The organism is Dysgonomonas sp. 520 (genome assembly GCF_010501095.1).
Classification (GTDB): Bacteria; Bacteroidota; Bacteroidia; order Bacteroidales; family Dysgonomonadaceae; genus QVMP01.
Genome location: NZ_QVMP01000041.1, coordinates 1 through 12,434 on the forward strand (window position 1 = coordinate 1; position 12,434 = coordinate 12,434).

The 12,434-nt window shown below is 34.8% G+C and carries 9 protein-coding genes and 1 pseudogene; 4 read left to right on the forward strand and 6 right to left on the reverse strand.

The window, feature by feature from the left end:
• Positions 1 to 203 precede the first annotated feature (203 nt).
• Positions 204 to 569 (reverse strand): hypothetical protein, encoded by a 366-nt coding sequence (locus D0T56_RS15965; RefSeq protein ID WP_163321167.1) that lies wholly within the window; start codon positions 567 to 569, stop codon positions 204 to 206.
• A 153-nt stretch (positions 570 to 722) separates the two neighbouring features.
• Between D0T56_RS15965 and D0T56_RS15970 the strand changes: the two genes are divergently transcribed.
• Positions 723 to 968 (forward strand): hypothetical protein, encoded by a 246-nt coding sequence (locus tag D0T56_RS15970; RefSeq protein ID WP_163321168.1) that lies wholly within the window; start codon positions 723 to 725, stop codon positions 966 to 968.
• A gap of 24 nt (positions 969 to 992) precedes the next feature.
• Here D0T56_RS15970 and D0T56_RS15975 read toward each other — a convergent pair whose 3' ends face one another.
• The 5 genes from D0T56_RS15975 to D0T56_RS15995 all read right to left on the reverse strand — a co-directional run bounded on the left by D0T56_RS15975 (position 993) and on the right by D0T56_RS15995 (position 9,204).
• Complete coding sequence (locus D0T56_RS15975) at positions 993 to 1,742, reverse strand: hypothetical protein (RefSeq protein ID WP_163321169.1); 750 nt, start codon at positions 1,740 to 1,742, stop codon at positions 993 to 995.
• A gap of 151 nt (positions 1,743 to 1,893) precedes the next feature.
• Complete coding sequence (locus D0T56_RS15980) at positions 1,894 to 5,040, reverse strand: type I restriction endonuclease subunit R (RefSeq protein WP_163321170.1); 3,147 nt, start codon at positions 5,038 to 5,040, stop codon at positions 1,894 to 1,896.
• Between the two features lie 10 nt (positions 5,041 to 5,050).
• Entirely contained in the window at positions 5,051 to 6,202 is a 1,152-nt protein-coding gene (locus D0T56_RS15985) for an SIR2 family protein (protein ID WP_163321171.1), read from the reverse strand.
• Positions 6,203 to 6,212: 10 nt separating this feature from the next.
• Complete coding sequence (locus D0T56_RS15990) at positions 6,213 to 7,541, reverse strand: restriction endonuclease subunit S (protein WP_163321172.1); 1,329 nt, start codon at positions 7,539 to 7,541, stop codon at positions 6,213 to 6,215.
• Positions 7,528 to 9,204, reverse strand: a complete 1,677-nt coding sequence (locus D0T56_RS15995) for a type I restriction-modification system subunit M (protein WP_163321173.1) — start codon at positions 9,202 to 9,204, stop codon at positions 7,528 to 7,530. Before D0T56_RS15995 ends, D0T56_RS15990 begins: the two co-directional genes overlap by 14 nt.
• Positions 9,205 to 9,680: 476 nt before the next feature.
• On the opposite strand from D0T56_RS15995, the gene D0T56_RS16000 reads away from it, so the two are divergent.
• The 3 genes and pseudogenes from D0T56_RS16000 to D0T56_RS16010 all read left to right on the forward strand — a co-directional run.
• Complete coding sequence (locus tag D0T56_RS16000) at positions 9,681 to 9,977, forward strand: DUF4134 domain-containing protein (RefSeq protein ID WP_163321174.1); 297 nt, start codon at positions 9,681 to 9,683, stop codon at positions 9,975 to 9,977.
• Between the two features lie 5 nt (positions 9,978 to 9,982).
• Positions 9,983 to 10,315 (forward strand): DUF4133 domain-containing protein, encoded by a 333-nt coding sequence (locus tag D0T56_RS16005; protein WP_163321175.1) that lies wholly within the window; start codon positions 9,983 to 9,985, stop codon positions 10,313 to 10,315.
• A pseudogene (locus D0T56_RS16010) lies at positions 10,312 to 12,396 on the forward strand (TraG family conjugative transposon ATPase); the annotation flags it as partial. The gene D0T56_RS16005 and the pseudogene D0T56_RS16010, both read left to right, overlap by 4 nt.
• Between the last annotated feature and the right edge of the window lie 38 nt (positions 12,397 to 12,434).

A 12,434-nucleotide genomic window follows, 5' to 3' on the forward strand; every position in this document is an offset into this window, starting at 1 on the left:
GATGGTCAAAATTGCTTCTATAAAATTATTGTTGAATAAAATTTAAACAAACTCTAAGTTAAAAATAGAACATGGAGAAAATGTATCTTATTTTCTTAAAATGGAACAAAAAAATATTGTTGCTATTTGGTATATAGATACTAATAATCAAAATCAACAATATCAAAGACTTTGCTTAGACCCTCAATTTAATTATAACAAGTCTAAACTTGCTTGTTGGTTATGTTAATGGTATTACTATTTTCTATATTATCTCCAAATCTAAAAACCAAATGAAATTTTTCTAAATGACAATTTCTATGTTTCAATATCCGAAAGATATTTTTATCTTCAGGGATTGTTGTTGAACCAACAGGAATCGTATTTAAACCTAATAAACGTTTATTAATAAATATTGGTGGATATATATCTTTATCATCTATAATAACCTCAATTTGTTCATCTATAATAATCTCAACATTTGTATTATTAATAGTTTCGATGTCAATCTTTTCAAAAATTCCATCTTTATTACGAGCATTATGCCATGTGTCGGAAATTTCAATTTTTACTGTAAGTTTACTGTCCATAATCTAAATTTTATTAGTAATTAATATTTGAATTATATTGACAGTTATACTCAGATTGATATTAATGTGTGCGTTTTATTAACATCCTTTAAGAAAAAACTTTTATAAGGTTAGATACATATCTAATATCTTATTGATTTAAAGCGAACTAATATGAAAACTTTATTCAAATACTTAAATGAATCCCATTCAGAAGACAAAAAAGAATTCAAAGAATTCTGGGATAAAAATAGCACCTCTGATAAAGAGGATTTCTTTACCGAGATGCGAAGTTCTGATATTAAAAGATATAATGAAATTGCAGATATAAAAGCTATATCTACTTTAATTGAAACTAGATTTAATGATTGGCCTAAAGAGGTACAGGATATAGTTATATCCTATTATGAAAAAGATTAAATTTAGAATTTTAATTTTGGTACATTAAAGTATATAAGTGGGTATTTTTAAATTTTCGATAATTGGATCTTTATAGAAAGATTTTATCAGGTTCCAATCCCTGTCTGTGTGATTCTTATCAAAAAAACTCCATATGACAGAACATGCATATTTCATAATATCTAATTCATCTAATGAGTAGTTCCGGTGATTATGCAATGAAAATGGGTTAAAACCGGAAGGTGAAGGATGTTCCAAATATTTAACACTTAAATATGTTTGGACGGGTTGCTCTCCTATATCTTTAGTGAATTCCATCAAATCATCAAAATTAAGTTCCAAAAAAGAAGGTAGTGTCATATACCTGTTTTGAGTATCTATTCTATATCTTAAATGTTTGAAATTATCCCAAAATTCGTGTTGGCTTTTTAAAAGTGTAGCAATTCTTCTAACAGCGGTTATTTTAATTGAGAACCCATCTATACGTTGCTTTCTCATTATTCTTTCTGATCGCTCTGAATATAGTTTAGAAAAAAAATAGGTTATGATTATAGCAATAAAAATCCCCAAACAGGATATAATTGTTTCTAATATTCCGACTGAAGATTCATGTTCCACTTTCTTATTCTCAAAGAAAGCTAATAAGATACAACCAAAACTGAGTAGACATAAGAGTCTAACTACAATCCACAGATAAGACAAAATATTATCTCGGTTTTCAATATAATATTGTTTTATTCCACCTGCATCGCGTATATTATCCCGTGTTTGTAAATATTTATTTTTTATGCTCATTTTTTGTCATTCCATATATGAATTTTAAAAGTATTGTATAACCCATATTTAGTAAAGAAAAAATAGTATATATTGATTCCTTATAAAAGCGCTGAAGAATAGAACGTATTTCGAATAAGTCGAACTACCCAATCGCTCTTAGCATACCCTTTTATCTTTCCCAATCTTTAGCTAATACTTCTGCTTGTGCTATTACTAGATCAATAGCTTCTTGAGATCGTATTGGTGGATAACCATATTTTCTAAGCATACGCCGAATAATATTTCGAATTTTAGCACGAACACTATCTCGGACTTCCCAGTCAACAGTTGTACTTTCTCTTAACTTCTTAGTAAGTTCTTGAGCTAGAAATTTTATATCTTCATTATTTAATGCGCCTTCGCCTGTATTATTTTCTAATAAAGCATCATAAAATCGAATTTCATCTGAGTTTAATCCCAAATCTAGATCTCGTTGATGCGCTTGCTGAAAATCTTTTGCCATTTGAATCAATTCTTCCACTACCTGAGCTGTTTCAATAGCGCGATTATGATATTTACGAAGAGTCTCTAGTAATCGATCACCAAACTTTCTTTCCTGAATAATATTTCCACGCGAATAAGATTTTATTTCATCCTTCAATAATTTTTCAAGTAATTCAACTGCCAGATTTTTCGCCTTCATATTTCTTACATCTTCCATAAATTCAGGTGATAAAAGTCCGATATTTGGTTTCTGTAATCCAGCCAATTCAAAAATGTCAGCAACTCCATCTGCAATTATAGCGTTATCTATTATTTGTTTCATAACACTATTTTTTTCTTCTGCCAGTCGTTTAGAGTCGACACTTGTATATTTAATAATAGTTGCTCTAATGGCATTAAAAAAGGCTATTTCCAAACGAAGTTCTTTTATTCCGTCTATAGTACTACATATGGAAAATAAACTATTAACGGCTAACATTAAATCCAAAAATCGTTTCTTACCATCCTTCTGTTCACTCAATATAAAGTTAGTAGCAGGAATCAATAATTCCAGAGCATTTGTTTCATATTCTGAATAATCAAAATTATGGAACATTCCTCGGACAGCATCCATATTTTTAATCAACATTGAATAAGCCTCCTGCATACGATTAGTTGGAGAGCCTTTCCCATCTGAATCAGCATATGTTTTAAGAGCTTCCTTCAGTTCATTAGCGATACCAATATAATCAACTACCAATCCACCAGGTTTGTTTTTAAAAACACGGTTTACACGTGCTATTGCTTGCATAAGATTATGGCCTCGCATAGGCTTATCAATATACATAGTATGGCAAACAGGCACATCAAATCCAGTAAGCCACATATCTCGTACTATAACTATTCTTAATTCATCATCAGGATCTTTAAATCTCTTTTCTAAGCGTTTTTTCTCTGCTTGGCTGTAGATATGTGGCCGTAACAATTCTTTTTCAGCAGCCGACCCAGTCATAATTATTTTTATAGCACCTTTTTCAGGATTCACATTATGCCATGTCGGACGCAATGCAACAATTTCGTTGTAAAGATGCACGCATATCTCACGACTCATACATACAATCATAGCTTTACCATCGATTGTTGAAGTTCGTTGTTCATAATGATTTATTAGATCTGCAGCTACTTGTCTTAATCGTGGAGTTGCTCCTACAAGCTTTCCAAGTGCGGTCCATTTACTTTTAGTATTTTCACGAGTATACAGGTCTTCTTCATCTTCCATTATTACTTCTACTTCACGACTCAAATCTTCAATAGCATGTTTGTCGACATCTAATTTAGCCAAACGACTTTCATAAAAGATTGGTACTGTCGCACCATCATCAACCGCATCCTGAATGTCATAAATACTTATATATTCTCCGAATACTTTACGCGTATCTTTATCCCCATTAGCAATAGGTGTTCCTGTAAAGCCAATAAAAGTAGCGTTCTGTAATGCTTCACGCAAATGCTGAGAAAAGCCATATTTATATACGCCCGTTTTTGTATTGAGGATGGCTCTATGTCCATATTGACTGCGGTGAGCTTCATCACTAATCACCACAATATTATGCCGTTCACTTAATAATGGATGTTTAGTTTCGCCAATATAAAGTGAAAACTTTTGTATCGTAGTGAATATAATACCTCCAGATTGCTGCGATTCCAGAATAGCACGTAAATCCTCCCGACTTTCTGCTTGAATCGGTGTTTGCTTCAACAAATCAGCAGCTTGACTGAAGACATTAAATAGTTGTCCATCCAAATCAGACCGATCTGTCACCACCACAATTGTCGGATTCTGCATTTCAACCTGCTGTAGTAATTTGCCAGCATAGCAAACCATTGAAATGCTCTTACCTGAGCCTTGGGTATGCCAAATAACGCCTGCTTTCTTATTTCCTGGCATTATTTCTTTTCCAGAAAAATTTCTGATATTTTTTGTTGTGACCCCATCTGTTAACTTTGCGGCAGTAACAGTTGCATTAACAGCTTCACGAACTGCATGAAACTGATGGTAAGCAGCTATCTTTTTAATCAAATTCTCTCCCTCTTGCTCAAATAGAATAAAATGCCGAATATAATCCAAGAATAAATCAGGTTGAAAGAAACCCTTAATAACTTTTTCTAATTCAAATTCTACCAATGGACGATCGTTCTCATTACTAATAGTCCGCCATGGCAAAAAACGCTCTTTATTCGCAGTGAGTGATCCAATACGGGCTGTTATTCCATCAGAAACAACTAATGCTTCATTATAAACAAATAAATCTTCTATATCATGTTTGTATGTCTGTAACTGATTAAATGCATCCCAAACATCAGTATCAGTATTAACAGGATTTTTAAGTTCAATTACCGCTAATGGAAACCCATTAATGAATATAACAGTATCGAGACATCGGGTTTGTTTTTGTCCAGTAACGCAGAATTGACTAACTACTAAAAAACGATTATTAGAAACTGTTTTAAAGTCAATAGGTAAAACCAGATCTATCTCTTTTTTTCCATTTTTATCAATTTCAACACGGATCCCATCAGTTAATAATTGGTGAAATGTCTTATTGCGAGTTATATTATTTCCCCCTTGAATATTTTTTAGAAGATGAAATACCTCTTCTAATTTTTCTACAGGTATTTGAGGGTTTATAATACGCCAAGCATCTAAGCATTCTCGCATTAATAGTACTTCCCGGTAGTCATTACGGTAAGGATCATTACTTTCTGGAGCTATATCTGCTCCATTCAGAAAATAATAACCAACATCCTGAAACCAGGATAAAGCTAAACGTTCAAGTTGCTGCTCTTTTATCATGATTCTGTTATTATATTCTGATTTTTTTATTAGAGACTTCGATCGCTAATTTTAATAGTTTTTCAACATAATCATGTTCATCAGTTGGGTACCAAATAACTTTGATATTTATTTTTAGTAATCGATTTTCTTTTTCACGTTTTTCTTTTGCCGTCTTAGGTTTAGGTAAAAATGCAAAATGATCAGGAATTTCAAATTCTTCTTCATCTTTTATTTGTTTGAATAACTCCAAAGTCCTATCTTGTTCCAAACTACAACCTAGAAACAGTAATGAATGACTAATAAATATCTGCCGTAAAGCCTTAGGTAAAGGCTTTTTAAAATCCAGTTCTTTCCCATATGCTTTTTCATATTGTGAGTTTGAAAAAATATATGATTCCTTTTCACCTACATTACCATGTAATTTCAAAATACACCTATCTCCTTTTATTAGATCTGTAACAAATTTATTTTGTTGTTGGGTGCCATACATAAATCCCTCAAATGGTTTTGATGAGAATTCAAAAACCTTCTCTAGAACTCTATCGTAATTTGTTGTAATAACACATCCAGAACTTATAGCTGGCAACAGTTTTAACGCTGAAACCACAATATTTTCTTTATCCCAATCTCGCCTTAAGGAAAATTTTTCTGTAATGTAATTAAGAAACTGTGTCTCATCTTGTTCTAAAAGAATTTCCGCAGCATCAAGATATTTAAATGAATCTATTAATTCAAGAGCATTCGATAAATCAATATCTTCCAATCTATTTACTATTTCTTTTAATGCTGTACCCCATGTGGGAAAGCCCAATGATGAACATAAGCCTGCTCCTACAAAAGGGGCTATTCTTTTTCTTTCAATTGATTGAACTAAATCTGTGAAAATATTAATTTTATCAATTTCTTTCAGATAATCAATTATCTCTCTATTTTCTTCTTCAACTTTTCCATTAGACCAGTTTTCGAGTTCATCAAAATAAGCGTCTCGATCCATTGAGAAAAGAACATCACTTGGCAAAAAATTATATGCTTCTCTGTCTTTTATTAAACTGTTAATTTCAATAATATTTTCAGAGTCAAAAACAGTATTAAATGTTTCATTGTCACTGTAAGCTTCATGAAGAATATCTTCAATCCTTTTTATAGCCAATGGGTTTTCTCTTATGGTTTTAACATCCATACAAAATCTATTAAATTAATTTTTCAATAATTTCTCCTGAAATTAACTTTGGAAGAATTGTATCCCTTATTTCTGCTAAAGTTACATTTTCTTTTTTGCAATTTGAGGACATATCGAATATAGATAGCAATTTCAATTTAATTAATTTTATTGCCTTTTTATCTGGATAAACAACTTTAATCCTTTTCATGTCAGCAACTGTTACATGACCTAAGCCTGTTGTCTGTTTATTTTTGGCAGTTTCAATCAGAACAGGTTTTAAATGTTTGAGCAAATAGTAAACAAAAACTTTCTGTTCTATACTTTGTGTGTTAATTTTAAATATATGTTGATTTAATAAGCCATCGCCTCCAAACCATTTGAAAACTTCTAATGAGGTTTCAGGACTACCTGACCATGAATACAGCATATCGTCATTATGAATATGATATTTATCGGGAAATTCTTTGATGGTAAATTCTGTTTGATCTGAGATTCCTGATTTTAATTCTGCTATTTTTATTATTGGTAAGCCTTCCTTTCCTTTAGAAAAATCACTAGCTTTAAATGCCCCACCATTAATATATTCAGCCGTTTCGTATAATGGTAATAATTTCCATCCTTTCGGAATATCATCTTTCATTTCATCTGGAAATAAATCAGCGGTATCAGCTAATTCTTTTCGCTGCTCTAATGGCATTTGAGATATTTCTTGACTAGTTTTTCCACTGATCAATTTCATTACTGTTAACTGTGGATCTTTTCCTTTTTGAATAGCTTCTATTTTTGCTTTGACTGGTTCAAAATCAATAAACCAAGATTTAAATAAAGTTTGAGCTAAAATTTCTAATTGAATGTTTATCTTATTATTAATGGATATTTTATCATCCAATTGTTTTAGAATATATCCATTTTTTTTTCTAATTTCCTTCTTCGGTAATTTACATTCAAAATCAGCTAATGCTTTCCAATCAACCCTTTGTCTACCAGAACTTCCTTCCATTCTAGCTATAGCATAATCTCTAAAAACGTTCCAGCGAGATAAATAATATATGAAATCTTCATCATATTCCGGATTTTTAGCCTCCATAACTATAAATTCAGTAGATCCGTGCCCAATTTGTGAAGTTTTTAAGCAATTGACTTTTGTCGTTTTTCCATTTTCCAGGCAGGGTGTTATTCTAGCTAATAATGTATCACCATTTTTAAATTTAGTACCAGAGCCATTAAATTCTTTTTGAAACACATAGGCAATATCCCTTGAATGCTGAGGTAGAGCAGCCATTTCTACAAAAGGAGCTTCTTTTCCTTTTGCTATTTTACGGATAGGATTAAAATTAATAATTTCACTTAATTTCATACCCCAAACCTCCAAGTATATTTTTTATATTAATTTCTAAAGTTGTACTTTCTTTCATATAACTATTTAGATCCTTAGTCAAACGATTCATTTTATCTGAAAAGGGTTCAACATCTTCCTCTGTTTCTGCAGTACCGACATAGCGTCCTGGAGTCAAAACAAAATCTTTTTGAACTACCTCATCTAATTTAGCTGATTTACAAAAACCTGGTTTATCTTGATATCCTTCGGCAAGTCGTTGCCATTTATGGAATGTCTCGGCAATATCTTTAATTTCTTTATCTTCAAAATCACGTAATACGCGATCTTTCATATATCCCTTTTCTCTGGCATCAATAAATAATATTTCACCATGCCGTTTTCTTTTTCCATCACGAGCATCTTTATTTTTTGTTAGAAACCAGATACAAGCAGGTATCTGTGTATTTGTAAAAAGCTGCCCCGGTAATGCAACCATACATTCCACAAGATCTGCTTTAATTATTGCACGTCGAATTTCACCTTCACTATTGGTGTTAGTACTCATAGAGCCATTAGCGAGCAATAGTGCCATAGAGCCCAACGGGCTAAGATGATAAATCATATGTTGAAGCCAAGCAAAATTCGCATTGCTTTCTGGAGGGGTACCATATTTCCACCGCACATCATTTGATATTTTTCCAGAGCACCATTCCTTCATATTAAAAGGAGGGTTAGCCATAATATAATCAGCACGTAAATCCGGATGCAAATCGTTGTTTAAGGTATCAGCTGGATACTTCCCAAAATTAAAATCAATACCGCGAATAGCCATGTTCATGGCCGCTAATTGCCATGTAGTATGATTATATTCTTGTCCATATACTGAAATATCATCAATTCTACCGGAATGCGTTTCAATGAATTTTTCACTTTGAACAAAAAAACCACCTGATCCCATAGCTGGGTCATAAACACGTCCCTTATATGGTTGCAACATTTCAACTATCAATGTTACAATAGCTTTTGGCGTGTAAAACTGTCCGCCTTTTCTACCTTCAGCACTAGCAAACTGTCCCAGAAAGTATTCGTACACATGTCCCAAAATATCTTTTGATTTGAGAGATTCTCGCTCAAATGGAATTGTACTAATCAAGTCTATTAGTTCACCCATCTTAGAATCATCTAAATTAAGGCGTGTATATGTTTTATTTAATACACCTTTCAATTTAGGGTTATCTTTTTCTATAGCTTCTAAGGCTCCATCAATCATAAAAGCAACACCCTTCATCTTCTCAGATTCTGTTTCACCCTTATTGTTTTTCTTTGACCAGGGCAATGGAGAACCTACTGGTATTTTATGGAGTTCCTTAAGAACTTTCCAACGCGCACGTTCGGGTACCCAAAAAACATTCTTTTCGGTATAATAATCGCGTACTTCCAGTTCAGATTGTATTTCCAGCTCATATTCTTCATAAGTGTCAAAATCTTGTGGATCAAGATAATAATCATGTTTGGAATTGCGTAAATCTATTTCTAATTGCTTTCTCCTTGTATCAAAGGCATCGCTAATATATTTCAGGAAAATCAAACCTAATACTGCATGCTTGTATTCTGCAGCAGAAAGAGTTGAACGCAATTTATCAGCAGCAGTCCATAATTTTTTATCTAAATCATTTAGATACTTTTGGTCTTCTTGATTCATTTTTATTTTCTGGTTTTCTTATATTTTATGTAAAAATTAACAATAATTATACATATAAAACTATTAGTTGTCCTAATATCCTGTTTTATATATCGTTAACAAAGGTAATAATTTACCGTTAATTAAAGATGATATAATCTCCTTTTTGCTTCATCGCTTGAATTGCGGTATAAGTGGAATTGGAGAGACCACCCATTGAACAGGAATAAAATTGTTTTTTTCTTCACACATTCTAATAGTTTTAATTTTAGGAATATGTAAATCTTTGAAAGGCGAAATACATTTATTTATGCGGAAAGGCATTTTGAACAAGTCTTTCAATCAAAAAAGCATCTATAAAACTTCATATTTGATCTTTCCGATGACAAGTGATGACATCTGGTGTAACGTATCGTCAGCCTTGTTAATCAGCTTTTTACCTACTATATATTCGCTGTCGAATTCATTTTTATGTATCACTTTTAAATGTTTCGACAATGAAAAAAAGAGTATTGTTTTCGGCAGCATTGCTGCTTTGTGCGCTGGGCGTTTTCGCCCAGGGAAATGGTGTCGGTGGGATAACCGAGGCCACCAATATGGTGACCTCGTATTTTGATCCCGGCACCAAATTAATTTACGCCATTGGAGCCGTTGTAGGGCTTATCGGAGGCGTAAAAGTGTATTCCAAGTTTTCGAGTGGTGACCCGGATACCTCAAAAACGGCGGCCAGTTGGTTCGGTGCGTGTATTTTTCTGATTGTAGCGGCAACCATCCTTCGTTCATTCTTCCTGTAATCGGTATGGCAGAGTATTCAATCTACAAAGGGATTGGGCATAGCGCCGAATTTAAGGGGCTGAAAAGCCAGTACCTGTTCATTTTTGCCGGAGGACTGCTGGGATTGTTTGTCCTCTTTGTAATCATGTACATGATAGGTATCGACCAGACAGTATGCCTTCTATTCGGTGTCGCCTCTGCTTCGGTATTGGTATGGGGAACCTTTCACCTGAATGAAAAGTATGGGGAACATGGCCTGCTGAAATTGCAGGCTTCCCACAGTCACCCCCGGTTTATCATCAACCGCAAGCGAATCCCTTCATTATTCACTCGTAACATCAAAAGAAGAGAACAATGAGGAATGTATTAAAAGCCGCTACACTGGAAAGTAAGTTCCCCCTGCTCGCTGTGGAACATGACTGCATCCTTTCGAAAGATGCGGATATCACCGTAGCCTACAAAGTGGAACTGCCCGAATTATTTACGGTTACCTCGGCGGAATACGAAGCAATTCACAGTGCATGGCTCAAAGCGATCAAGGTGCTGCCCAATTACTGTATTGTGCATAAGCAGGATTGGTTTATGGAAGAAAGGTATACACCGGATATTCAGAAAGACGAAATGAGTTTTCTTAGCCGCTCTTTCGAACGACATTTCAACGAGCGTCCTTTCCTGAATCACACCTGTTATTTATTTCTGACGAAAACCACTAAGGAACGCAGCCGGAGCCAAAGCAATTTCAATGCACTCACCAGAGGTTTTATTATCCCTAAAGAAATACAGGATAAGGATACGGCGGTGAAGTTTCTGGAAAGCTGTGAACAGTTCGAGCGGATTATTAATGACAGCGGTTTTGTGAGTATTACCCGCATGGGTAATGATGAAATCGTAGGAACACAAAGCCAGGCGGGCATTATCGAAAAATACTTTTCCCTCAGCCAGGAAGAAACCACCTGCTTGCAGGATATGGAACTCTCTCCCGGTGAAATGAAAGTAGGTGATAAATACCTGTGCCTGCATACGCTTTCGGATGCGGAAGATCTGCCGGGACGTATCGGAACGGATATGCGTTACGAAAAACTATCGACTGATAGAAGCGATTGCCGTTTGTCTTTCGCTTCTCCCGTTGGGTTGCTTCTTTCATGCGACCATATCTACAATCAATATCTGTTTATCGAAGACAGTGCGGAAAACCTGCGAAAGTTTGAAAAGAGTGCAAGGAATATGCAGTCGCTTTCCCGCTATTCAAGGGGCAATCAAATCAACAAAGAATGGATCGACCAATATCTGAATGAAGCACACAGCTTCGGGCTGACTTCAATCAGGTCGCACTTCAACGTAATGGCATGGAGCGATGACGTGGAGGAACTGAAACATATCCGCAATGATGTGGGCAGCCAGTTGGCTCTTATGGAATGTAAACCACGCCACAACACGGTAGATGCAGCCACTTTGTATTGGGCGGGAATGCCCGGCAACGGTGGGGATTTTCCTGCGGAAGAATCGTTCTATACATTTATTGAACCTGCTCTTTGTTTCTTTACTGAAGAAACAAACTATCGTAGTTCGCCCAGTCCGTTCGGTATTAAAATGGCTGACAGGGTTTCAGGAAAACCTCTCCATGTGGATATTTCCGACCTGCCCATGAAAAAAGGAATAATCACGAACCGCAACAAGTTTATCTTGGGGCCTTCGGGTTCGGGAAAATCCTTTTTTACCAACCATATGTGCCGCCAGTATTACGAACAGGGTACGCACATCGTTTTAGTGGATACGGGGAATAGCTATCAGGGCTTATGTAACCTGATTAACCGGAAAACAAACGGTCTGGATGGGGTATATTTTACATACACCGAAGAAAATCCCATTTCATTTAATCCTTTTTTCACGGATGATAATGTCTTCGATATTGAGAAGCGTGAAAGTATAAAAACGCTTATTCTTACCCTGTGGAAACGGGATAACGAACCGCCTTCACGGGCGGAGGAAGTTGCCCTTTCCAATGCGGTCAGCCAATACATAGAAAAGCTGAAGACGAACAAACAGTTAGAACCGTCTTTCAACACCTTCTATGAATTTGTCCGTGATGACTATAAGAAGGTACTGGAAGAAAAGAAAGTGCGTGAAAAGGATTTTGACATTGCCAATTTCCTGAATGTACTTGAACCGTACTATCGTGGGGGCGAATACGATTTCCTATTGAACTCGGATAAGCAACTGGATTTATTATCTAAACGCTTCATTGTCTTTGAGATTGACGCGATAAAAGACCATAAAATCCTCTTTCCTGTGGTTACGATCATTATCATGGAAGTTTTTATCAATAAAATGCGCCGGCTAAAAGGTATTCGCAAACAACTGATTGTAGAAGAAGCGTGGAAGGCTCTTTCTTCGCCAAATATGGCTGAATATCTGAAATATATGTGTGCGCCCGTAAAAGCTGCTTAGTAAACGTCCCATTAGCAAGGGATTAAGTA

Coding starts and splice junctions, on each gene's coding strand:
- D0T56_RS15965 (WP_163321167.1), bottom strand. CDS start 569: ATGGACAGTAAACTTACAGTAAAAATTGAAATTTCCGACACATGGCAT.
- D0T56_RS15970 (WP_163321168.1), top strand. CDS start 723: ATGAAAACTTTATTCAAATACTTAAATGAATCCCATTCAGAAGACAAA.
- D0T56_RS15975 (WP_163321169.1), bottom strand. CDS start 1,742: ATGAGCATAAAAAATAAATATTTACAAACACGGGATAATATACGCGAT.
- D0T56_RS15980 (WP_163321170.1), bottom strand. CDS start 5,040: ATGATAAAAGAGCAGCAACTTGAACGTTTAGCTTTATCCTGGTTTCAG.
- D0T56_RS15985 (WP_163321171.1), bottom strand. CDS start 6,202: ATGGATGTTAAAACCATAAGAGAAAACCCATTGGCTATAAAAAGGATT.
- D0T56_RS15990 (WP_163321172.1), bottom strand. CDS start 7,541: ATGAAATTAAGTGAAATTATTAATTTTAATCCTATCCGTAAAATAGCA.
- D0T56_RS15995 (WP_163321173.1), bottom strand. CDS start 9,204: ATGAATCAAGAAGACCAAAAGTATCTAAATGATTTAGATAAAAAATTA.
- D0T56_RS16000 (WP_163321174.1), top strand. CDS start 9,681: ATGAAAAAAAGAGTATTGTTTTCGGCAGCATTGCTGCTTTGTGCGCTG.
- D0T56_RS16005 (WP_163321175.1), top strand. CDS start 9,983: ATGGCAGAGTATTCAATCTACAAAGGGATTGGGCATAGCGCCGAATTT.